General features: G+C 39.3%; 22 protein-coding genes. 5 read left to right on the top strand and 17 right to left on the bottom strand.

Annotated features, from left to right (window positions below):
- Positions 1-149: 149 nt before the first annotated feature.
- The 4 genes from G6R08_RS18390 to G6R08_RS18380 all read right to left on the bottom strand — a co-directional run bounded on the left by G6R08_RS18390 (position 150) and on the right by G6R08_RS18380 (position 3,664).
- The gene (locus G6R08_RS18390) at positions 150-380 is read right to left on the bottom strand and encodes a hypothetical protein (RefSeq protein ID WP_163530050.1); all 231 of its coding nucleotides are present in this window, start codon (positions 378-380) and stop codon (positions 150-152) included.
- Between the two features lie 254 nt (positions 381-634).
- Entirely contained in the window at positions 635-1,810 is a 1,176-nt protein-coding gene (locus G6R08_RS18385; protein ID WP_163530048.1) for an MFS transporter, read from the bottom strand.
- Positions 1,811-2,145: 335 nt separating this feature from the next.
- The gene (locus G6R08_RS22535) at positions 2,146-2,502 is read right to left on the bottom strand and encodes a CBO0543 family protein (protein WP_420810410.1); all 357 of its coding nucleotides are present in this window, start codon (positions 2,500-2,502) and stop codon (positions 2,146-2,148) included.
- 16 nt (positions 2,503-2,518) lie between these two features.
- A complete protein-coding gene (locus tag G6R08_RS18380) occupies positions 2,519-3,664 on the bottom strand; it encodes a DUF2515 family protein (protein ID WP_240339776.1) in 1,146 nt (381 codons plus the stop codon).
- A 97-nt stretch (positions 3,665-3,761) separates the two neighbouring features.
- On the opposite strand from G6R08_RS18380, the gene shc reads away from it, so the two are divergent.
- A complete protein-coding gene (gene shc, locus G6R08_RS18375; RefSeq protein ID WP_163530047.1) occupies positions 3,762-5,636 on the top strand; it encodes a squalene--hopene cyclase in 1,875 nt (624 codons plus the stop codon).
- Between the two features lie 264 nt (positions 5,637-5,900).
- Here shc and G6R08_RS18370 read toward each other — a convergent pair whose 3' ends face one another.
- Entirely contained in the window at positions 5,901-7,697 is a 1,797-nt protein-coding gene (locus G6R08_RS18370) for a M3 family oligoendopeptidase (RefSeq protein WP_163530045.1), read from the bottom strand.
- A gap of 359 nt (positions 7,698-8,056) precedes the next feature.
- Here G6R08_RS18370 and G6R08_RS18365 point away from each other — a divergent pair, with 359 nt between their 5' ends.
- The 4 genes from G6R08_RS18365 (at position 8,057) to G6R08_RS18350 (ending at position 11,848) form a co-directional block, all read left to right on the top strand.
- Positions 8,057-8,932, top strand: coding sequence for a DUF4047 domain-containing protein (locus G6R08_RS18365; protein ID WP_163530043.1), 876 nt, complete (start codon positions 8,057-8,059; stop codon positions 8,930-8,932).
- Positions 8,907-9,464 carry a signal peptidase I SipW gene (gene sipW / locus G6R08_RS18360; RefSeq protein ID WP_163531393.1) on the top strand — a complete coding sequence of 186 codons (558 nt, stop codon included), beginning with the start codon at positions 8,907-8,909 and terminating at the stop codon, positions 9,462-9,464. Before G6R08_RS18365 ends, sipW begins: the two co-directional genes overlap by 26 nt.
- A gap of 76 nt (positions 9,465-9,540) precedes the next feature.
- Positions 9,541-10,134 carry a CalY family protein gene (locus G6R08_RS18355; protein ID WP_079529571.1) on the top strand — a complete coding sequence of 198 codons (594 nt, stop codon included), beginning with the start codon at positions 9,541-9,543 and terminating at the stop codon, positions 10,132-10,134.
- Positions 10,135-10,183: 49 nt separating this feature from the next.
- The gene (locus G6R08_RS18350) at positions 10,184-11,848 is read left to right on the top strand and encodes a M4 family metallopeptidase (protein ID WP_163530041.1); all 1,665 of its coding nucleotides are present in this window, start codon (positions 10,184-10,186) and stop codon (positions 11,846-11,848) included.
- 45 nt (positions 11,849-11,893) lie between these two features.
- On the opposite strand, the gene G6R08_RS18345 is transcribed toward G6R08_RS18350, so the two are convergent.
- From G6R08_RS18345 to G6R08_RS18290, 12 genes are all read right to left on the bottom strand, one after another.
- A complete protein-coding gene (locus G6R08_RS18345; RefSeq protein WP_163530039.1) occupies positions 11,894-13,111 on the bottom strand; it encodes a helix-turn-helix domain-containing protein in 1,218 nt (405 codons plus the stop codon).
- A 401-nt stretch (positions 13,112-13,512) separates the two neighbouring features.
- On the bottom strand, positions 13,513-14,586 hold the full coding sequence (locus tag G6R08_RS18340; RefSeq protein WP_163530037.1) for a Gfo/Idh/MocA family protein: 1,074 nt from the start codon (positions 14,584-14,586) through the stop codon (positions 13,513-13,515).
- A gap of 39 nt (positions 14,587-14,625) precedes the next feature.
- A complete protein-coding gene (locus G6R08_RS18335) occupies positions 14,626-15,486 on the bottom strand; it encodes a sugar phosphate isomerase/epimerase family protein (RefSeq protein ID WP_163530035.1) in 861 nt (286 codons plus the stop codon).
- Entirely contained in the window at positions 15,483-16,493 is a 1,011-nt protein-coding gene (locus tag G6R08_RS18330; protein ID WP_163530033.1) for a Gfo/Idh/MocA family protein, read from the bottom strand. Before G6R08_RS18330 ends, G6R08_RS18335 begins: the two co-directional genes overlap by 4 nt.
- A 61-nt stretch (positions 16,494-16,554) precedes the next feature.
- Positions 16,555-17,715, bottom strand: coding sequence for a Gfo/Idh/MocA family protein (locus G6R08_RS18325; protein WP_163530031.1), 1,161 nt, complete (start codon positions 17,713-17,715; stop codon positions 16,555-16,557).
- A gap of 22 nt (positions 17,716-17,737) precedes the next feature.
- The gene (locus G6R08_RS18320) at positions 17,738-18,583 is read right to left on the bottom strand and encodes an AraC family transcriptional regulator (RefSeq protein ID WP_240339775.1); all 846 of its coding nucleotides are present in this window, start codon (positions 18,581-18,583) and stop codon (positions 17,738-17,740) included.
- 140 nt (positions 18,584-18,723) lie between these two features.
- Positions 18,724-20,202 carry an MFS transporter gene (locus tag G6R08_RS18315; protein WP_240339774.1) on the bottom strand — a complete coding sequence of 493 codons (1,479 nt, stop codon included), beginning with the start codon at positions 20,200-20,202 and terminating at the stop codon, positions 18,724-18,726.
- Positions 20,203-20,751: 549 nt separating this feature from the next.
- Entirely contained in the window at positions 20,752-21,183 is a 432-nt protein-coding gene (locus G6R08_RS18310; protein WP_163530028.1) for a DUF2935 domain-containing protein, read from the bottom strand.
- Positions 21,184-21,335: 152 nt separating this feature from the next.
- Positions 21,336-22,544: an MFS transporter gene (locus tag G6R08_RS18305; RefSeq protein ID WP_163530026.1), complete on the bottom strand. Its 1,209-nt coding sequence runs from the start codon at positions 22,542-22,544 to the stop codon at positions 21,336-21,338.
- Between the two features lie 6 nt (positions 22,545-22,550).
- On the bottom strand, positions 22,551-22,985 hold the full coding sequence (locus G6R08_RS18300) for a MarR family winged helix-turn-helix transcriptional regulator (RefSeq protein ID WP_163530024.1): 435 nt from the start codon (positions 22,983-22,985) through the stop codon (positions 22,551-22,553).
- Between the two features lie 233 nt (positions 22,986-23,218).
- Positions 23,219-23,641: a DUF1801 domain-containing protein gene (locus tag G6R08_RS18295; protein ID WP_163530022.1), complete on the bottom strand. Its 423-nt coding sequence runs from the start codon at positions 23,639-23,641 to the stop codon at positions 23,219-23,221.
- An 18-nt stretch (positions 23,642-23,659) separates the two neighbouring features.
- Complete coding sequence (locus tag G6R08_RS18290; protein WP_163530021.1) at positions 23,660-24,499, bottom strand: sulfurtransferase; 840 nt, start codon at positions 24,497-24,499, stop codon at positions 23,660-23,662.
- Between the last annotated feature and the right edge of the window lie 87 nt (positions 24,500-24,586).

The raw sequence follows: 24,586 nt of genomic DNA, 5'->3' as shown, positions 1-24,586 counted from the left end.
TATTCCTGATGATAAGGCTTTCCCTCGTGATCCAAATCATCATAATGAATGAGTAACACCGCAAAATGATAGTTCTTTAGACTGTTGAGTTCTTGCATATGCCTTTCTAAAGCTCAATTAAACTGCATTTAATGATCCTCCCTAAGTTATTATTCCCGCTCATTCCCTCTTTTGAAATTTCCAGTTATGTTAGCCATCATAAGCTGCAACTCTTTCCCATCGTTAACCCGCTTAACTTTGTTTAGAAATTTTTCCGCCTCCTTGCCTTTAAGAATCTTTGCTTGTTTGTTGTGCCAATCAATAAAAACAGTATTATTTTTCGTGACTCGATAACTGAAAGGCTCCTCATCCAGACGATTGCGTTTATCAATGTGACCCAAAGTTATTCACTTCCTAAAAGTTGATCACAAACCGATTTAATCTTTCTAAACTAGTTTGGCCAAACCTTGTACGATTCCTTTTAAAATGTTTAAATGACCATCGTACGTTGATGACATGTTCGAGAGTACGAATTATTTTTTCACTTTAAATTACCGTACTCAAAATATGTCGCCCTGCCTAACAAAAGAACGCAATTCACTATGTCAGAATTGCGTACCCTCTTTAGCCCTTAGCCTGTTAATAAATATTTTACTTATAATGATGAGGCTGATCTATATTTTTTTGATTGTCCGAGATAGAGTCGATACAGGCAAAATGCGATCAACGATAATAATATCCCTGATAGATAAGGCAAGCCTATGAAGATAGAAAAGAGCCACCCGCCTAATGGAGGACCAATGATTCTCCCCAGTGAATCAAAGGAAGACAAAAGACCTGTTGTACTGCCATACCCTGCTGTAGACTTTTTCGTTAATAAAGCGGAAACACTTGGACGGATGATCCCATTTCCAACCCCGAAGATCGTCAAAAAGACGGCTGCAGTTACAAAACTATCAATGAGCAGAATTAGTCCAAAACCTAGAGCTGAAATTGTGATTCCAATTTGAATGACAAATCCTTCTCCAAATTTTTTCGTTAGTTTACCGACTAATCCTCCTTGTACAAAGGCTCCAGCCAGCCCCATGATCATAAAAAGATAGCCCAGCTCTACGGTGCCTATTCCTGCTTCTTCAGCAGCAAAGTAAGCAAAGGTAGCTTCCAGGCCGGCTAACGATACAGATACAAATAATTGCAGAACATATAAAATCGATATCGATCCACTCAGACTATATTTTAAAGAAGTCTTTTGAGCAGTTTGTCCACCCCTGCTTTCGTGTGGCAACGATTCCTTCAAGATAAGCCACACAAGGATGAGCGTTAATAAAGAAGAAGCTCCAGCTATATAGAAGGGCATGCTTAAACTAGTCTTTGAGAAAACACCGCCAATTGCCGGTCCCAGTATAAAGCCAAGACCGATCGAAGCGCCAATCACTCCCATTCCTTTTCCCCGATCTTCCTCTGTTGTAATATCAGCCACATAAGCCATGATGGTCGGCATGTTAGCAGCAGACAAAAAGCCGCCGACTATTCTTGCAGCGAAGAGCATCCAAAGCTGCGAAGAAACGGCCATGAGAAAAAAGGATAACGAAAGCCCCAATATACCAATCATGATCACAGGCTTCCGGCCAACCCTATCAGAAATCCTTCCCCACATTGGGGCAAAAAGGAGCTGCATGAGTGAATAAACCGCCATAAGCAGTCCCAATTGTGTAGGAGAAGCCCCCAATTCTTCAGCATAAAATGGCAATACAGGGATAATAATTCCAAAGCCCACCATGACGAAGAACATCACGGCAAACAAAATAGGTAATGCTTTTTTCATTTCCAAAACTAGATTCACTCCATTTCTAACTGATCCGGGCTTTTTTATGCTTGATTACTTTCTTACCTCTAAGTATTAATAAGTTCAACACTATTTATCGTATCACAGTCATTCCCTATTTTTTTATGTTCCATAAAGTTAATGATGGATATAGTAAAAAACATTCACTGTTACAATGAAATGCTCCATAACTTGTGTTATTAACCTGCCTTTTTGTTCAATAGCGTTTCCGAAAAGATGGTTCATCACACCAAAAACAGCCCAATAAGCATGCACATTGGACTGCAACTATCAATGATTGATGTTTACCGTACTATTGCGAGATAGTGGAACCAGACTTTTCAGGAAGACATCCATAGATAAAACTTCCAAATGACGAATGTAAAGATGACGTACCCAAAACCAGAATAAAGATGATTCCAATCACCAGTATGTGTGAAAACACCAAACAAACCGGAGACGTGTTCAAAGATTGGGATGAAAAGAAAGATAGATAGAGAGATCAGCCCCCGTTGTATAAAGGAAGTGAATGCTCTGAACAAAGATATAACCGCTATCGTTACTACAGGTAACATCAAAAGAGTAAATAAGATATTAATAGAAAAAATACTTGGAAACGGCCGGTTAGGAAATGCATAATATCCCTCTCCCACCATCCAAAGGTCCAAGTACGTCCCGATCAGTGAAGCAAATATCATCGTACACCATAAGCCTTTAAGGTGTAATCGATTGTTTGGCGAGGATTGAGAATTCGAGTTTTTCCAACGTGTAACAGTATTCATCCTGAATATTCCCATCTACGAATTGGGTATCCTTTTTTAAATATCGGACAATTTGCCATGTTGAATACCAATCTCCTTCTTCTGCTTGTTTATGTTCGACATTTTTCCAACTATACTTTAATTGAGGGCTATAGATCCGGTGAGACCCCGGCTTTAACCGGCACTTTCTTGTTCGTCGTTTAATCGGTTTCCCAGGTATAGATTCATTAATATCATTGAATAACATCGGCCAATAATCCCTTCTCGATCCGGTATGAGGATGCTGCAGGGCCCATTTGTAAAAAGCAGCGAAATTTCCCTCTTCAAATAGAAGCTTATATAATCGAATGCCTAATAAAATCCGTTCGTGTAAAGAGGCGAAGTGATGAATGGTTTGACCGCGGATCTTAATTTTATCTCCTTCTGAGCAGGGAAAAAGGATTTGATTCAAACTTAATAAATCTTGCAGTTTAAATTCTAATGTATTTAACACTGTTTTTTGATAGTGCGGCTGTTGAACGACCCTTTTTTCTAAATAACTTTGTTCATTAATCACGAGAGCAATGGCCAGAAGATATTCGTCACTTTCTTCCCAAAAGTGGTTCCATATCACTTCCATGAACCGAGAAACTCCGATGGCAGGTAAAAGATAAAATAAATTGGTGTTCCGTCTGATACTTTCTTGATATAACAGCAATTGCGGATAAATATCATGAAAAATCAGCCAATTTCCCCGTTCTAAGAAAGTAAAGAAATTTTGCTTTTCATCAACCGATAATATTTTTGGCAAGAAATCTCCTTTAAGATCGGTCATATTCCATCCGCCATTCCTGGATACCATATGACCCAAAAACGCCCAATGAATTTCAGGAAATTGCCGATAAAAATCTAAATAGCCTTGCGTTCTGGTGATGTTATTGCTGTTGAGTTGAGCTGTTTCCTTTTTTACAAAATCAATGATATCTTGTTCTTCTGTACTTAATTGTTCCTCTGAAATTGGGGAGGGCTGAAGGTTTTTTAAGTTTTTCTTTATCTTTTTCAAACTTGATGACAGTTTATGATGAAGAAACAACTTCCCTTTCATTAGCCTATTTCCCATCGACTCACCTTCTATATGTAGAGTTAAAACGATTCATCATATACTGTGATATTCAATTTTTCAAATGAATACATTACTCATGAAGGAGTGATCACCTATGGAGGAGCGAATGAAGGCAGAAATCAATCATCTTATTGAGATGTTGCAAGATAGGCAGACAGAGGATGGTAGTTGGCGATTTTGTTTTGAAGGCCCTCCGATGACTGATGCTTATATGATTATTCTATTGAGGTCACTTGAAATAAATGACGAAGAATTAATACACCAGCTGGCTCACCGAATTCAGTCCAAACAATGCGAGAATGGCACGTGGAAACTTTATGAGGATGAAGAGGAAGGGAACCTTTCAGCCACGATTGAGGCTTACTATGCCCTCCTCTATTCCGGGTACAAACAACAAGAAGATCTGGACATGCGAATGGCAAAGCAATTTATTATGAAAAAAGGAGGGCTTAATCAAGCCACTTCACTGACGAAAATGATGCTGGCCGTAACCGGTCAATTACCTTGGCCTAAATTCTTTCCTGTCCCGATAGAAATGATATTACTTCCCCAGTCCTTCCCGATTAACTTTTTTGATTTCGTCGGCTATGCACGAGTTCATATGGCTCCGATGTTAATCGTTGCTGATCAAAAGTTCGTGTTGAAGGGAAAAGAAACCCCTAATTTATCTCATTTACTCAATCATCGTGTTTCAGATAATGATTATTTTGAGGAATTCAGATCAGGCAGTATGTCTTTTATTACACAAAGCATCAAAAGGTTAATCGGATTACCCAGTGAGTTACATCGAATGGCCCTCGAAAAAGCCAATCGGTTTATGATAGGAAGAATTGAACCGAATGGGACACTGTATAGTTATTTTAGTGCCACCTTTTTAATGATTTTTTCACTGCTGGCTTTGGGTTATTCTAAAGACGACCCTGTCATCCAAAATGCCGTGAGGGGTTTAAAGTCTTTGCAATGTTCGAATGACCATATACAAAATTCACCCTCGACCGTCTGGGACACCTCGCTCATCTCCCATGCCCTGCAAACAGCTGGAGTAGAAAGTTCTTCCCCAACGATTCAAAAAGCCAATTATTATCTATTACAAAAACAGCATTATAGATATGGCGATTGGGCAATCCATAATCCCTATGTTTTACCAGGAGGATGGGGTTTTTCAGATAGTAATACAATGAACCCGGATGTCGATGATACAACCGCAGCATTAAGAGCCATAAAGAATACAGCGAGTCAATCTCCACCCATCAGACAATCCTGGTTTAGAGGAATGAAATGGGCCTTAAGCATGCAAAATCATGACGGTGGATGGCCTGCTTTTGAAAAAAATACTGATAAAAAAATATTGAAGCTCGTGCCGATCGATGGAGCTGAAGCCGCGAGCATAGATCCCTCAACGGCTGATTTAACAGGACGCACCATGGAGTTTCTTGGCCGGGACGCACGCTTAAACCTTTACCATCCTCAAATTAAAAGCGGCGTCAATTGGCTCGTGGAAAATCAAGAAACGAATGGTGCGTGGTATGGACGTTGGGGAGTTTCTTATATTTATGGGACTTGGGCTGCGATCACAGGAATGAGAGCCGTGGGAGTTAAACGTGATCATACCTCGGTTGAAAAAGGTGTTCAGTGGTTGAAGAGCATCCAAAATAAGGATGGGGGCTGGGGTGAATCCTGTCAGAGTGATATTGAAAAAAACTATGTCCCCCTAAGTTTTAGCACGCCATCGCAAACGGCTTGGGCTTTAGACGCATTAATTTCGGTTTACAGTGGACCGACGGAGGAAATCAACCGCGGAATCGATTGTTTGTTATATCAGTTACACGAACGCGGCCAGGGTTTCACGTATCCTACAGGGGCAGGACTTCCGGGCAGCTTTTATATATATTATCATAGTTATAATTATATATGGCCATTGCTGACGTTGAGTCGATATGTTGAAAAATATCATTCACAGTTGGACTGATCATCAGTGAACTGACTCATCCTAATCAGTACTCACGTATAGCCCCCCACTTGCCTTCCGCTCATTTAGATGTGCAAAAGAAAACGGTCAACCTACTGTAAGGAGTATCTGACGCAGAAAAAGTTCTTAATCAGCATTAGGAAAATGTGCTTCCAAACGTTCCGTACCCCCGCATATAGTTGACCGTTCCTAAATTTTTTTCGATACACCATAAACAAAATTTTTAACCACCAGTGTATGGAAACACTTCATTATAACCGGCCATTATATAGAACTCAGTTTAATAAAATCTTCAGCATCTTTCACGCATAACGCCATCCCTTTCTCCCAAAACGACTTTGATGTAATATCTTCCCCCAAATGCTTCATGACTAAATCCTCTGTGGACATATTCCCTGAATCACGAAGCAGTTCTAAATAACTTTTTTCAAAATCTCTTCCTTTTTCCTTTGCCTTCGCATAGATACTAAGAGAAAATAAGTATCCAAATGTATAGGGAAAGTTGTAAAAAGGTGATTTAGTAAGATAAAAATGCGGTGTCCAGACCCAGGAATGAATAGATGGGTTATCCAGAGAGCCTTCATACCCCTCATCTAGTGCGTTTTGCATGAGCACATTTAATCGTGATGAGGAGACGAACCCTTTTTCCCGTTCTTTGTAAAATTTCTCTTCAAACAAAAACCTAGCGTGTATATTCATAAAGTTCATCACACTACGCTTTAATTTTTCATCCAGCAGGAACAATTTTTCATTTCTAGATTCTGCTTTATCCATCGCTGCATCTAAGATGATCATTTCGGAAAAAGTTGAAGCTGTTTCAGCTATACTCATAGGGTAATGTTTATTCACTGCATGAACAGGTCCCATAGCATGATTATGAAAAGCGTGACCCAGTTCATGTGCCAAAGTTAGTACATCAGTGATTCTACCCCCATATGTCATAAAAACTCTTGACTCCTCTGAAATCGGAAACCCTGTACAAAACGCCACTGCTGATTTATTCGGGCGATCTTCTGCATCTATCCAGCCGTTATCAAATGCATGTCGAGAAAAACTTTCTAATTCTGTTCCAAATTGACTAAAATGCTCCAAAATAAACCCGACTGCTTCTTCGTAATTTATTTGATAAGGACTTTGCGCCATGGGAGCCCAGAAATTATAAGATTCCATTTTATTATCACCAAATATTTTGGCCTTTTGTTTTAAGTAATTAGCAAAAGGTTTTTTATATTGCTTCAACGCTCTCCACATGGCATCCAACGTTTCCCTCTTCATACGATTATCCATGAGAGGTTGTTCTAGTACGTTTTTCACACCTCTTCTTTTATTCACTTGTACCCTGAACCCAGCAATATGATTAAGTATGCTTGCAAATAATTCTTCTTTCTCAGTCCAGATGTCTTCTAGAGCATTATGTGATTCTTTTCGAACCCCTTCATCAGGATGCGAACGCAAATTTATTGCTTGAGCAACTGATAACTCCTTATTCTCCCCGTCGATTTGAACATGAACTCTAATACTACTGAGAAGTGAATTATAAACTTTTCCCCAAGCATGATAACCATCAACCATTAAATCTGACACTAACCTTTCTTCTTTATTTGAAAGGTAGTACTTAGCCTGTTCACACCAATCATTTAATATGAATTTATATTCTTTTAGAATCTCAGTATCTACTAGCTTTTCCCACAATTGTTGATTTGTATTTACGAGGACTTTTTGTACTCGCTTTACATTCGACTCAAATCGAGCATTTATAGAGGATGTTTTTCCTTGTAGTCTTGAAGCCTTATAATCCTGTGAGTTCTGTGCAAGAAGGCAGGATATAAAAGAATTGGCCTGTGCCAGGTTATTTTCAATGTCAGTTATGTATTCAATTATAGCTGCAACTCTATATGCTTCGTCTTTTTCTTGCGGGGTTTCAAAAAGATAAACCATTTCTTCAAGCTCATATATTTTGTTTTCCATGTGTTTGACATGTTCATTAAATTGAAGTGATCCGCTTCCATCTACGAACAAGCTATCTAAATCCCACATAAAATTAAACTTCGATTCTTTCATTTGTTCCCTCCCGATAATTTATAGACTCAATTTCTTCAACCCCAAAACATAGTGCTGAAAACCAGTATTTCATTGTTTCCACTGATACTTTTTTACCAATTACTTCATTATCCATTTCACCAACACACTAGTCGCAGGAACTATTTTCCATACAAGGAATTATACCTTATTCGGGGGATTAATGTGGTGCTTTATTCATGAAATAAGAATAATCATCCGTTATGTGACAAAACTCACTATGATTCTCTTCTTTATTCACGGACGATTCCCCCCATTTACACTTTAAGGAAATCAGCTTATGGTTTTTCCTAAGGGCAGCGGCCCCATAAATAAGCAGTATGAGAATGGCAGGTGAAATCATGAACGTTAGAAAAACAACTGTACTGGCATGCTTATGCAGCATTACCTTTTATTTAACCTCAACCGTCATCGATGAAACCGAGGCTGTATTTTCTGACCAGGAATCATCAACCTCAACCATCACGGCTGCTGTTGTTTTTCCTGAAGCCATTGACGAATTAGTAAAAAGGGCGAAACAACTATCAACCCGTATAAATGCTGCTTATGACAATGTTCTTGCCATAACAGTTCATGATTTATCCATTCACCAGGCTGAAGCTAAACTCGTGACATTACAAAAGGCGCGTGATGAGATCAAGAACCTGACCCAACAGTTAAAATCCATTCATGATCAAGTTAGAAAATATGAGCAACGGGCTGCATCAACCAGTGGCAATGGTTCAGCTCAGTATGTACAAGCTGGCCTCGATAAAATCCAAAAGCTCTATGAGACATGTAACAAGAAAATAGATTCGCAGCAAATCAAACGCGTATCAACTGATCTACAAGAAACCATCGAAGACTTGAAACAAAAACGCAGTGAGCGCGAACAAACGCCTGAACCGGCAGCCGACCATCAGAGTGAAACAACGAATGAAAAGAAAGCTAATCCAAAGAAGCAACCTGAAAAGGAAAACCATAGCAAAGAAGAACCTCCACAGAAAGAGTCATCCACCAATGATACTTTTTATCAGAACCCTCCGACCAAGGGAGATGAAAAACCAGAAACTGAATCCACCAAGGAAAATTCGCCAAAAGAAAACAGCCAACCTACTACTCAAAAACAAGACACAGCGACTGAAGAACTATCAGAACCTATCGAAGCTAAAGGAAATACAAATCAAGAAAAGGAGGAAACCACTCAAGATGATGAAGAAAACTTTAAAAATCATTAGCAGTCTCGTTACGTATCTCTTGATTGGCGTCATGATTTGTCTAGCTATTATCGTTATTTCTTCAAAAACAAGCGGTGGAGAACCCACCATATTTGGCTATCAGCTAAAGACTGTGCTCTCTGGTTCAATGGAACCCACCTTTCAGACAGGATCGATCATAGCGATCAAGCCGAAACAAGAAGAAATGACCTATCAAAAAGGGGAGGTCATTACATTTCGAGCTGAAGACGACAAACTGATCACCCACCGTATTGTCGACGCGAAACAGGTAGATGGTGAGTGGATCTATACCACTAAAGGTGACCATAACGAATCCGTTGATGCAGCCCCTGTTCTTTCACAGAACGTAATTGGCCATTATGTCGACTTTACTGTTCCATATGTTGGGTATTTATTAAGTTACGCCAGTTCCAAAGCAGGTGCTGCTTTATTACTCATTGTGCCTGGAGTCATTCTATTTTTGTATTCGATCGGTTCCATCTTTCAAGTTGTTAGAGAAATAGATGGAAAAACTGAAAAACGTTCCGCTTAATTTGGTTATTCTTCTTTTGTATTTTTCTGGGATACATAAGAGTTTAATAGAACAATTACTAGGGAGGAGATTAAAAATGGGTATGAAAAAGAAACTGGGAATGAGTGTTGTTACGGCATCACTCGGCTTATCGTTAATCGGGGGAGGTACGTTTGCGTATTTCAGCGACACGGAAACGACAAACAATACGTTTGCAGCAGGAACGTTAGATTTATCTGTTGACCCTCAGAAGATTATTGACGTCAGCAATCTAAAACCTGGCGACACGATGGTCCGTGAATTCAAACTCGCCAACGATGGGAGTGTGAAAATCGACACCGTCAATCTACTAACAGATTACCAAATCATCGATGCTCAAGGTGACAATGGATCAGCTGACTTTGGCAAGCACATCAGAGTCAACTTCCTCTTTAACTGGGACAAGGAAAGTGAACCCGTTTTTCAAACGACACTACACGAACTGAAGAACATGGATCCTGATGTTGTGCAGCGAGAAGTGTGGGATCCGTTATGGGAACAAAAAGGCGGACTTACTTCGGGTGCTTCGAACGAATTATGGGTAGAGTTTGAGTTTGTGGACAACGGTGAAGATCAGAACATCTTCCAAGGAGACAAGCTTCAAGTAGACTGGAAGTTTAATGCCACTCAAGGCGATGGCGAAGAAAAATAAGAAGTTCTCATGAACGATCGATCCAATTTTACTAAGGGAGTGAATGATCTTGAATAAAAAAGTTGTTTCATCTACATTGGCGTTATCCCTTGCACTGGGAGGGTTTGCGTCCGTTGCCCCAAATGTTCACGCCAGCGAGAAAAAGGTTGAATTCAATGAAAAATACAATACCCCCTCCTATATCGTTGGAAATTGGCAGGCACCACAGATAAAAGGCTTAACGAAAGCTGACACGCTCAGTGAAAAAGATGTCGCGTTTGCTTTCCTCAATGCCAACAGTGAATTGTTTAAGTTACAAGGAGATGCGGCACAAAACTTCAAAGTCGTGAAGGAAAAAGCAAATAAAGATAGCGGAACCCACCACCTCAGACTCGTGGAACAATATAAAGACATTCCAATATACGGATCAGACCAAACGATCACCTTAAATGAGAAAAATCATGTCACATCTTTTTTTGGACAAGTTGTGCCTAATTTAGAAGAGAAAGATATTCCAACTAAGCCGTCCATTTCAGATCAAAAGGCAGTAGATATCGCCAAAGCAGCCATCGATAAGAAAATCGGTCATGTTGAGGAATATGACGGCGATATTAGCAGCAACTTATACATTTACGAACATGACGGCGAATTTCATCTTGCTTACCTTGTGAAGGCCTCTACTTCAAAACCTGAACCAGGTTACTGGCACTATTTTATTGACGCTACAAATGGCGATGTGATTAACATGATCAATGAAATCGACCTTGTGACTGGCTTTGGAAAAGGTGTGCTCGGTCAAAAGCAGATGTTCGAAATGAGCAAAGGCACAGAAGGAAACTACTTCCTATTTGATGAAACACGAGGAGACGGCGTTCACACATTCCATGCCCAGCATATCAGCCCGCTAATTTTCAATCTGTTGTCACAGCTGGCTGACTATACAGGCGAAGAAATTACGAGTGACCATAAGTTTTTCTCTGATCCTGCAGCTGTGTCCGCACAGGTAAATGCAGCTGACGTTTACGATTACTATCAAGAAACTTTTGGGCGGGACTCTTACGATGATCAAGGTGCGAAGCTGATTTCTTCTGTACACGTGGGACAAGGATGGAACAATGCGGCATGGAACGGAAAACAAATGATGTACGGTGATGGAGACGGCGAGACGTTCATCCCATTATCTGGAGCAAAAGATGTCATCGCTCATGAACTGACACATGCTGTGACAGATACAACTTCCAGTCTGATTTACCAAGGTGAATCAGGGGCGTTAAATGAATCCATCTCTGATATTCTTGGAACCATGGTTGACCGTGAAGATTGGAAGATGGGTGAAGATGTTTATACACCGGATATCGAAGGAGATGCTTTGCGTACGTTGAAGGACCCAGCTTCCTATACGAACGCTCTCACTGGGCCTTATCCAGACCATTACAGTAAACGATACACAGGAGAGGCGGATAACGGCGGTGTGCATATTAACTCCAGCATCAATAACAAAGCAGCCTACCTGGTTGCTGAAGGCGGCACACATTACGGAGTTACTGTCGAAGGAGTTGGACGAGAAGCAACCGAACAAATCTATTATCTAGCCAACACCCAATATTTAACGGCAACATCTGACTTCAGCATGATGCGTCAAGCAGCCATTGAAGCGGCGACAGCTCTTTATGGTGAATCTTCAGCAGAAGTAGAAGCTGTGCAGAAAGCCTATGAAGCAGTCGGTGTAGAATAACTTCTTATAAACGAGACCGTCCGGATAACGGGCGGCCTCGTACACTTATTTCATGACAGGCTGGGCAAGAGCTACAGCCTTTTTAAATTGTCCAATTTTTGAGTAATAGGTGAAGAGCTCTTTTTCAGAACGTTTCACTAAATAAACATGGCCGTATTGTTTAAAGAAAGGCAAAGCATGGTCACTTAAGTAGCTATAGTACTTAATATGATCGTGATGAATTAGATAAATAATCAAGTTAAAAAGATATGTAAACAACGGTGCATCCATTTCTTCTGCTGCTTGAACGGCATTCTCTGCAAGGCTCAACAGTTCACCCTTATAAGAGAGATTCCCTCTGACACAGCTTTGAATATACCCCTCTAACGACAACAAATAGTTACCAGTATTAACTTTCTTTAGGTTCATGGACTGATTGTAAAGTCTGCCTGCTGTTTCAAAATCCTCCCTAACATAATATTCGAAAGCTAAATTGTGAAGAACTTTGGCCTTTCTTCCTGGCGTCTGACATAACTCACAACTCTGGATCAGCGCCTCGTACTTTCTAAGCCGTTCATTGAAATCGTGATGTTTATCCTGGCTTTTCAAAATCAACAGCAGCATTTCTACATCAATTATCCTTAAGAAATTGCTCGTTTCTTTAAAATGTTGGAGAGCCTCAACAGCACATGTATAGGCCATGTGTTTAGCATCATTGGATTCATAAGCGATTGCCAAATGGTAGTAGTATTCCGGATTTTTGTAGATTTCATTGTTAATCGACTTTAGGATTTCAACAGCTTGCTGATACTCCTGATTTTTTAAAAGAAGGATCCCCCGAACATGTTTAAATAGATAGAATTCATAGGGAGGAAGTGTTTTTTCATTAATATTCCTTACAATCTCACAGGCGTCGTCGTTTTTATCCTTTAACAGACAGTAACGCGCCAACAATAAGGTGTAAAAGCAATGGTACTCAGAGATCTCAATGAATGGATTGTCCGCGAGTTCATTTCTGATCGCTTCAAACTCCTGTTCCCTCTCCAAACTGATTGCGTAAAGCCAACGATCAAGCTTTTGTTTTACCGTTATAAAATTATCGATCTCCGCCTCCATATTAATGTTCAGTCGTTCAGCTACTAATGATACGATTTCGGAAGAGTAATGAGTTTGTCCGAGTTCAATTTTGCTGATATGTGTAACGGAACAAATTCCCCTCCCTAGCTGTTCTTGTGTCATTCCCGATTGCTCACGATAAAACTTAATAATTTTCCCTTCATTCATAATGAGATCCCCTTGTATAAGTAATGAGTTTTAGAAACCATTTTGTTACCAGAGCTATGACTGCATTATGAGTGTATGATCAAGGGAGAAAAATCAAATCTATGAACTTAAGTTTAAGTTACACGTATAACACTATTGAACTTTTGGTTTTTTCTCCCATATACTTACAATATTACATGAAGGCTGGGGCTTGTTCCACTATAAAGGAAATTTCTGGTGAAGGATAAAAATTACACTGCTGAAACAAAACTGTCCAATCATTTTTGGCGCCTCTGAGTTCATTTCATATGACTTATTACAAGCCCTGCTGCATAATAAAGCCTATAGGGAAGGATAGAGCCCCTCTAAACTATTAAAACCATCCTTCAATAAGAAGGATGGTTTATCATGTATCATTATGTCTACTTAGTTACAACCACGGCTTGCTCCTGTGCTTGCAAGCATAGTTCAGCAGCCTTAAATGCATGTGCCTGCGACATTGCTTTTTCCGTGCGATTAATACAATCCTTTATAAGCTCACCAAAGAAGGGGAAACCTACCTTGCCTGATAACTCGTAATGCTTCTCGCCATCCTTATTTACTAAATAAAGATGATCACCAGATTCCGCGCGTGCAACATCAACGTATTTGCGTATTTCAATCGTCCCTTCTGTCCCAGTAATAAAGGTACGACCGTCTCCCCATGTACTTAATCCTTCCGGCGTGAACCAATCCACTTTAAAAATTTGTGTGGCCCCGTTATCCCCTCGTAATGTCGCATCACCATAATCCTCCAGTTCTGGATGGTCGGGATTATTATAGTTTCCGACTTTACTGTGTAAAATTTCAGCATCTTCACAGCCTGCAAAATATAAAAATTGTTCAATCTGATGGCTTCCGATATCACATAAAATACCACCGTATTGTTCTTTAGTAAAAAACCATTCCGGACGACTTGATGCATTCAAGCGATGCGGTCCAAATCCTGTCACTTGAATAACGTTTCCAATTGCTCCATCCTTAATAAGATCACCTGCAAACACAGCACCTTCCACGTGCAGCCGTTCACTGAAATAAACCATATATTTTTGGCCAGTTCTTTCCACTACCAACTTTGTTTCTTCTAATTGAGCCTTGGTTGTAAAAGGCGTTTTATCCGTGAAATAATCTTTCCCAGCTTCCATAACCTTATTACCTAGTGCACTTCGTTCAGAAGGGATAGCTGCTCCTGCCACTAATTTAATGGATTCATCATGTAAAATTTGCTCTAACGAATCTGCAATTTGAACACCTGGAAATTGTTCTACAAACTCCTTCACTTTTTCAGGGTCAGGGTCGTATACCCATTTAAGTGTAGCACCTGCTTCTACTAATCCGTTGCACATTCCATTAATATGGCCGTGATCAAGTGCTGCAGCTGCCACTGGAAATTCTCCCTCTTTCACAACCGGATTGGGTTTGCCTTTTGGCGCGTAATTCATGCCATCTTTACTCATGTATTATCCACTCCTTGGTACCAATTATCTTATTTAAAATTAAAACCAATCTGCATAACCTAATTTTCTTAAGTTATCGGCTGATGTTTTCAAGCAATCAAATGGATCACGTCCATATGTATCATCCTGCTCGATTAAGAAATACTGAGCGCCACTCTCAAGACCAGCATCAATTACTGCATTCATATCGAGATTTCCTTCACCTACTTCCGCAAATTCAATGAGATTAGTGAATTTCCCAAAGAATTTACCTAAGTCTTGATAGTCTTCCTCGTTCACATCTAACTTTCCAATACGATAATCTTTCAAATGTAATAACGAAATACGATCCTTATAGTTTTGAATGACTTTCACAGGATCTTCACCAGCTCTTTGAATCCAGTGAACATCTAATTCAAAGCCCAGTATAGACGTGTTGTTTTTCATAAGGTCTAATAGATATTCTCCATCGTATTTCTGGAACTCGATATGGTGGGTATGATAATATAGCTCAATACCATGTTCAACTAAGCGCTTTGCCATAACTTCAGCTTCCTGGATAAATTCCATTATTTTATCTTTATCGGCCATTTTAGTTAATGGAAGCATACCAATACGAACAAAATTACAATCTAGTGTTTTACAATCCTTCATAATTTTATCAAAGTCATTCTTTAATGTTTCCCCAGGCGCCCCCGGCATCATTGGCTCTAATCCTGCAGATAGTGCTGCGATGTTTATATCAAATTCTTCGCTCGCTCTCTTTAACTCCGATACATTTTCTTCAGTCATTGGAATCTGTGATACTTCCACTGCTCCGAAGCCTAGCTTATGTAATTCTTTCATTGTTTCATAAGCTCCAAGTTCTTCAACTTTTCCTTTAAGCATCATCATTTGAACACCGATTTTTCCTTTTTTCATTGGTTTACCTCCATTTTTATTTCTTCATTAATTTTCGATGATCTACGAATTGCACTAATCATTTCCATCGATGTTTGCGCTTCCTTCACGTGAATATAATCATCTGAGTCATTTTCAATACAAGAATAAAAATGATTAATTAATTTTGAATGGCTTGCCCCATAATAAAATTTAGCACCGGGGAGTTTTGCATCCTCGATAATCTTTTCCCTCTTCCCGTCATCATTTGTTCTAGTTAAAATACTGTCTTTAATGGTTAATTTGCCTTTTTCGAGAATCACCTGAAACTCTACTGAAGAGTTTGACGCATTGGTTACTGTTGCGAAAAACAACCCTTTTGCACCATTTTCAAATTGAATATGAGCTGTAGCAGTATCTTCTACTTCGAAACCATAATCAAGTAAGTTGGCAATCGACCCCTTAATTGTTTCGACTTCACCGCCAATAAGCTGCATTAAATCCAAGGTGTGGATCGCCTGATTAATCATGACACCGCCACCAGCCAGCTTCATGATACCTCGCCACGGTTTTACATCGTAATAGGATTTTGGTCTAAACCAGGTTACCAGTCCCTTTAAGCCGGTTACTTTGCCATACTCCCCGCTTTCAACAATCTCCTGTAGTTTTACAAACGTTTCATTGAGACGATTCTGAAAGGCAACACATATTTTAATGTTCTTGCAGGAATCCTCCAAATCAACTAAAGCCGTGCCTTCTTCTGCATTTAGTGCTAAAGGTTTTTCTTGAAACACGTGAATATCTTTTTCCACACAAGCTTTCGTAGCAGCATAATGAAGATAGTGCGGCAAACAAACATGGACACAATCCAACGTTTCCTTTTCCAGCATTACATGGTAATCGGTATAAAAATTTGCCCCTGGTACGGTATCCTTTAATTCCTCATCGATATCACAAACAGCAACTAACTCCACATTTGGATTATCCTTAATAACGGGTATATGAATTTTAGATATATCACCAAGTCCAATAATTCCTATTTTCAGCATGGATCCAAGCTCCTTTAAAAACTACCCCATGTCCTTCAAGAAATGGGGTAGATCAATAAACTTACTTTTTAACAGGATTACGTCTTCCCGCTTCAATCTTTTTATTTAATTCTGACAGGTAGACTTCTTCATCAATTGGAAGTTCTACTTCTTTACCTAGCCAGCTTGATAGATGAATGGCATTCGCTAAAGCTACACCATGTATCCCATCACTGCCAGGTGCAAGCAATGGGGTGCCGTCTAAAATGTTCGCTGCGAAGTTTTCCATGACCGCAGTGTGCTGTGCGCCCCAGACACTTTCGAATTCAAGCACTTCTTCACTATAAACTTCTGACAGGTCCCCACCCATGAAAAGTTTTGTAACATCTGCCCAGGCCATTGTATCGCTCATTTCTTTCTCAGATTTATGCATGCGTTTAATCGTGACCTTCTTGCTATCGTCCACCACAATTTTCCCTTTATCTCCATGGATCTCTAAGCGGTCTGTACCCATAATGTCGTGTGTACAAGTAATAAATACACCTGTTGCACCATTACCATAGTCAAGCAATGTCGTTACCTCATCTTCCACCGCAATATCCCTTTGATAACCATATTTCACATTAGAATACACTTTTTTTGGCCTGCCACAAATCCACTGTAGTAAATCTAATTGATGTGGAGCCTGGTTCACAAGAACACCACCACCTTCACCTTCCCATGTCGCTCTCCATGAACTTTGGTCATAATAGCCTTGTGGTCTCCACCAAGTAGTGATAATCCAGTTCGTCCGGCGAATATTACCGATTTCGCCATTATCAATAACCGCTTTCACTTTTTGATATAATTCGTTAGTTCTTTGATTGAACATAATACCAAACGTTAATTCCGGTTTTGTTGCTGCGAATTCATTTAATTCTGTAACCTGTTTTGTATAAACGCCCGCTGGTTTTTCTACCAATGCGTGAATGTCTCTTTTTAACGCTTCGATACCCATTTCCGGGTGTAAGTAGTGCGGAACACAAGTAACAACAGCATCAATGTTACCGCCTTCAATCATGTCAATATAATTATCATAAAAAGGGACATCTGAATATTTTTCTTTAGCTACGGCCTCTTTATCTGTATCGATATCACAAATAGCACCGATTTCCACGTTTGTTACTCTATTTTCTGCGATAAATTCTGCATAAGCACCACCCTGTGCTCCTAAGCCAATAATACCTAATCTTACTTTTTTCATAGTCAATTCTCCTCGCTTTTATTTATTGCCGTAAACGACGGTACTCCCGCGCTGTTACGCCCACTTTCTTCTTGAAATAACGACTGAAATGGGGGACGCTTTCAAATCCGCTTTCAATTGCCACATCCTTTAAGGCTTTGCTTTGTTCCATTTCAAGTAAATATTTCACTTGTGTTAAGCGACACCCCATTAAATACTCCATTACTGTAAACCCTGTCATTTCTTTAAAAACGTGTGAGACGTAGGACTTACTTAGGTTAAGTGTTGCAGCTATCGAGTCCAATGTTAATTTTTTCATATAATTTGTTTGGACATAAGCAGCGATATTTTCCGCATGTTCCGTTTTGTCTGCTTTGTTATTCGATAGTTTTATAGAGTCTATTTTACCGAGTCGATTAACACTAATAAGCGCTTGTAATAATAACACCTTCATTTCTGTTTCTGCATAATCATCCTGTAAATCCGTTGTCCATCTTAACTCTGCAAGACGGCAAACGATTTCTTCTAAACGATTCGATTCTTGATTTTCCTTTGTTCGAATTAAACAGTGGTGTAGCTTTTTAAAAGGATCTAGTAAATACATGCTTCCCATTTCTTCAAGAACACCTTTTATCCATGCTGGTGAAAAATGAATAACACTGCGGACATATTCGCTTTTCGAGCGAATGTTCGGCTTATGGAGTGTCACACCATCCATTAATATAATATCTCCTGGTTCCAGATCATAAATTTTATTGTGGATCAGATACCTGCATGAGCCAGCATGAAAAAAATAAATTTCATATTCTTGATGTGAATGATAGTCAAAAGATTCCCCATTTCCATGAGCGCGATATACTGCAATTAGGGATTCATCCAAACCGACCATTCCTTTCTGCGGACTAACTTAAGTTTATACTATGTATTAAGTAGAAGTCATTGCTTTAAATTGTCCACATTCTATAATAAATTGACCGAGAGTGTTTTTTAAAAAGCATTCTAAGTTAACTCTGATCCTTGTTCTGCAAACTATAGATCAGCAGCACGTTTTTGTTCTGCTTTTTCTTTAACTTCAGCAATACCTTTTTGAATTTCTGCCATTGTATTTCTATCAAGTTTATAGAATTTCATGCAAACAATTGATACAACTAATAGCAATGCAGGTATTCCAAACGCTAATATTAAGGTTGCCCAGAATAATGGAGTGGTTAACGGTTCCCCTATTCCTGGATACTCTGAACCATAACCGATCATAGCCACAACTACACCCATAATAAGCGGTGCCGCTGAAGAAACAAATTGATCGATAAACGAGAAAATTGTACCCATCATACCAGGAATATAACGCCCTGATTTATGTGTTTCATAATCTGACACATCTGCAACCATCGGTACTACAAGTGTTGTGGGAAGAAAGCCAAAGCTCATTGCTGACGTATACAATGTTAAAAACACAATTGTTGCTAATCCAATGTTACTTAAAGAAATACTTGAAGGGTTATCTATTATCAGGAATAGAAAAAACAACCCAACTAAAGACAAAAAACCAACCCAAACACATGATAGATATGCTTTCTTTAAGCCTGTTTTTCTAGCTATCGCCACTACAAAAAATGCTATTAATACGCTCGGTATCATTGTAATCATGCCCATTGTGCCACTTAATTCATAGTTTCCCAATAAAATGCCAAATAACATTACCACTACAACTGATTGACGAATAAGTTGGGAAGCCAGCTTATCGGCAGATGCCGAAAGTGAAAGCAATAGTAATGGTCTGTTTTTCTTAATAACCTGCCAGTATTCACGGATAGAATTCGTTTCGGTAGTATCTTCCCCTAATCCATAGTTTTCTTTACGATCTTTATTGCCTAAGGCCATGACAGCTAATAATGCAAAAACACCTGAAAGAATCAGGGTGTAGGTATTTAATTCTGCAAATAAATCTAAGTTAAAACTTCCATACTTTGCAACCAGATATGAAGCTACAAAAACTTGTCCACCAGTAAAAATTAAAACATTATAAATGCCATCAAAAATCGCATATAATGGACGCTGCTTAGGGTGATTTGTTAATACAGTCTGTCCAGCTTTGGTAACCGACGTTTGAATTGAATATCCTATTTTGTGTATGATATAAAATAGTACCAAGGCAATTAATCTTACTGCTTCTGGTAATAAATGTGTTGCATAGATAAGTAATACAGAAATCGCCAAGATTATATTTCCAATAATTATTAATGGTCTGTATTTACCAAATCTTGTTTCTGTTTTATCTATAATAAACCCAACAGCAGGATTTATTATTCCATCAAAGAACCTCATTGCTCCCAAAAGAGTACTTACGGCTAAAACCGCTAATCCAACAAAACCTGTTGCGTAGTAAGTTACAAACGTTAAAGCAAACAAATAAAGGTTTGTCGATGTATTATTCAAAGTGAATAATACAATTTGCCATAATTTAGCTGTGTTATATTTGTACCCACTATCCATTGTTTTGTGTGCCACTGATATCTCCCCTTTTTTGTTTTTTGTTGTAGATACTTCATAAAAAAATCCAAACAAACTAAACATCCATATTAATCGTTCTCAACAATCAGCCTCCTTTCATTATTTTGTTGGTTTACTAAACAAACTATTAATTGTATGTTACGTGTAAGCGCTTGTAATTTCAAGAGTTTTTTGAATTTAATAAATAGTCCGAATAAAAACCCTTACTATAGACCACTAAAAACTCTATTCAGCACCCCCTCTAATTCAATTAAAAAATGAAAATGTTGCGAATTTCCGTGAGGTTAAACTGCACAGGTAATAATAAAAAGGGGGACTTCACATCGTTGTACAAAGTGTGAAGTCCCCTCTATCTGATATGATTGCAACTCGCTTTATGCAGACCTTTCTCCATCAAACTTAAACTTAGCCGTAATGATAACTTTGTTCCGCTGTGCTTCCAAGTAAAAATGGACCCATCCTTTTGTTAAAGGATAGATCCAACTTTAATGATAAATTCAGGTATTTCTCAATTAATGATTCCCTTTCTTCCTTCACAAGTCAGGTTCAAAGCTTCGACTGATATAAAATCGTTTGGGCCACTCCAATAAAATATTCTGATTCAACAATAATATGGTTCAACACAACTTTGGCAGTTGGATTGCTGCTGATCGGTTCACTTTGTTCCATAAGTTGACGGCAAAAGTTAATAAATTGATCACTCTGCTCCAAGCAATAGGAAACGAGCTGCAAAATATCCTGGTATAGCTCTTGAGAAACTTGTCCATTTGAACGGTTTACGGTTTCAATATACCTGACGACTCGTTGATGTGTCTTGGCAAACTCTTTTTCCCATTCCTTTAAGTCCTGAACATATTGTTGTTCCAGATTGGGAACAAGTTCTCTAATTACAACCGTATGTTCTTCTTCCTGATGTTTCCAAAACTCCGCCTCATCAAGGACACGCAATGGCATCTGATTTCCATAATAATATTGCATTTATCAGCCCTCCATCTAATATATCTTCCATTTCATATATATTAGATGGATATGGATTGAGAACTATTAATGGAGGATTTAGAAAATAAATTGAGATACCAGAAAAGGAGTCGCACGGATACGCCTTCCGTGCGACTCCTATTTCAAAAATATCATTCGTTGACAGCTGCCTTTTGCGGCCGGGTCAGAGCTTTTTCTTTTCTGCCATGAGCAAAGTAGTAAACAACTAGAGCGACAATAATTAAGCCTACAAGTGTTTCGTACATACCTCTATATCCAGATATCGGAACTATAAAACCCAATACGAACGGCCCTGCACCTAATCCAAGATCCAAACCAATAAAATACGTTGAATTAGCTAACCCCATTCGATGTCTGGGGGTTACTTTTATAGCCAGCGCCTGGGAGGTAGATTGGAAATTACCATAGCCAAGTCCAATAATGGCAGCAGCAAGTAAAAGGCCCCAGCCTGTCGTTACTTGGCTAAGAAGAAGCATTCCGACTGCAAATATCAACAGCCCGGGATAAGCAACACTGTTTCCGCCTTTTTTATCCATTAGCGGACCAGAGATAGGACGGGTTAATAAGATAACCACGGCGTACACAAGAAAATAAAAACTACCTGCCTGCACCAAATTAATTTCTGCCGTATAACCCGTGATAAAGGATAAGATTCCTGAATAGGCAAAAGCAGCTACAAACATGGAAGTGGCAACTGGTAACGCGTTTAGTTCAAAGAAATTGGATAACTTGAATCCCTTCCCTGCTTTGCTTTCTGCACCAGCTATTTTCTCTATGTTTGGTGCTTTTACAACAACGCCGAGCAAGACACTAACCAATGCCATCACGGTAGAAAATACAAAAATACTCGTATAGCCGATGGACGAAACTAGTGCTACCCCGATCAATGGTCCAATCGCTGTAGCTAATACTACACTCATACTAAAATAACCAATTCCCTCGCCGTTTCGGCTTGAAGGAATCACCTCAGCAACGATCGTACCTGTAGCTGTTGTCGCCATCCCCAAGGCAATACCCTGTACCAAACGCAGTACGATTAAGGCATAAATGCTAATTGGAAGGAAATAGAATAATGACAAAATAAAAAAAGTAGAAATGCCCATGATTAATATTTTTTTACTTCCGATGTCCTGAATTGTTTTTCCTGAAAATAAGCGTCCTATCAACGATCCGATGACAAATATACTGGCAACCAATCCACCAAGGCTAGCTGAAGCTCCATATGTTTTGATGGAATAAGTTGTCATTGTGACTAATAATAAATACATGGATAGCATCAAGACAAAGTTGACGATCGACACAAAGACAAAATCCTTTGTCCATAATCTCTCTTTAACCAAAAGATCTCATCCTTTCCTATAATCTGTTATTTTTCCTGAAATATGTTCTAAGAGACGAGCAGCAATCAATTGTTCGTCTTCCGGAATATCCTCTAATAAGTAGCTTTGAAATTGACTAATTTTCTTTTGAACCTGGTCACAAATTTCCTCCCCTTTATCCGTTAATTGAATCACCTTACTTCGTTTATCTGCTCCAGCACTTGCCTGCAAATACCCAAGTTCAATTAACTTGTGCACCATTTTAGTGGTAGTCGGTTTCTCCACTTTTTGATAGATAGCGATATCACTGACGGTTTGACCGCCATTATGCAAAATAAAATGCATAATTCGCCACTGCGAACTATACAACTGAAATTCGGCTAATTCGTGATTTAATTGGTTAACATAGGGTCTATATGTTGCGTTATATGCATAAAAAAACTGCTTATAGGGCTGCATCATTATTTTTACCACCTCCAGGATTTAATTAGTTAGCTTAACTAACCAATAAACCGAATTATACATAGTTAACTATCTAATGTCAAAGTCGCCAGGCTAACGAATAGTACACATAAAAAAAGAGAGGATATGAAATTTCCACATCCTCTTCTGCTTCATATAATGCATCTATTAATATGTAGAGCAATTAAATCATACATAATCACACAAAGTTGGCCTGTCCAACCAATAGCTTCTTATTGCTCCGGATACGTTTCTTTTAAAAACTTCACAGATTGGTTGATTAACGCTTTTAATACATTCACATCAATATCCGCGACTTTATTAATGTACACACACGCTTTCCCTGTCTTATATTTTCCGAAGTCTTCTAATAATCGTTCCCGTTCTGTATCACCCGTCGCAAAATACAAACTGATTTTTGCTTTTCGCGGTGAAAACCCTACTAATGGTGCGTCGCCTTCGTGACCAGACGCGTATTTATAGTGATAAGAGCCAAACCCGATGATACTCGGTCCCCACATTTTCGCAGGATATCCAGTCGTTTCTGTAAAAATCTCTAATAATTTATAAGCGTCTTCGCGTTTCTTAAGGCTCTCCACATTCTCAATAAACTCGATGACACTGTTATCGTTTTCCTTTGTTTTCAATTCATACATATAATCGGACCCCCTATGTTATTTTGATTCTTCTGTTTCTACCGGATTATCTTCATAGGAAGACCAGTCACTCCAACTCCCAACATAAAGCTTGACTGCATCACCAAGGCCGGCCTCTTTCATTGCAAGAACATTCGCGCTTGCTGTCACACCCGAACCGCAGTAGACAATAATTTCTTCTTTATTTTTCAAAGGCTCAAACCGTTTCTTTAACTCGTCTCCAGTTTTCCATTTTCCATCACTGCCGAGGTTCTCTTTCCAAAACCAGTTGGCTGCACCAGGAATATGCCCTGCTTTCTTATCCATCGGCTCCACTTCACCGCGGTAGCGTTCCGGTGCGCGGGCATCAATCAGAGCTACGTTGCTGCTATTCTTCACTTCTTCGATTCCAACCGCCATCTCTGGCCGTGGATTAGGAGTAAAGACAGCTTTTTCAGGTGTTGCTTCGTCAGTTGTAGTCGGATACCCTTGTCCGACCCAGTTTGAATACCCGCTCTCGAGCACCACTGCTCGATCGTGGCCTAAGTATGTCAGCAGCCACCAGAGCCGCGCCGCCAGAGCCCCACCCTGATCATCGTAAGCTACGACATATTTTGTCTCATCAATCCCCGCGCTGCTTAGCTTTGCGGCGAATTCATCAATCGGTGGCAGTGGGTGCCTGCCGCCGTGCTCTTTTGCCTGCCCTGATAAATCTTTCTCAAGGTCAAAATAAACCGCTCCGGGGATATGTCCTTCGCTATAGTCTTGACGTCCTTTTTCAGGATTTCTGAGATCAAAGCGGCAGTCGGCCACCACAACATTTTCATCTTCCATATGTTCTCTCAGCCACTCTGCGCTGACAAGATTCTCTTCTATCATTTATTTCACCCCACTATTACTATGCCTGTTATAGAATTTCGTCTTTTGTTGCTAAAATTCCTTTATAAGTTAGGGTGTATAATTCAT

Source organism: Halobacillus ihumii, from assembly GCF_902726645.1.
GTDB classification, from domain to species: Bacteria; Bacillota; Bacilli; order Bacillales; family Halobacillaceae; genus Halobacillus_A; species Halobacillus_A ihumii.
The sequence above is the reverse complement of the archived record's forward strand: the minus strand, read 5'-3'. Positions and strand labels throughout refer to the sequence as shown.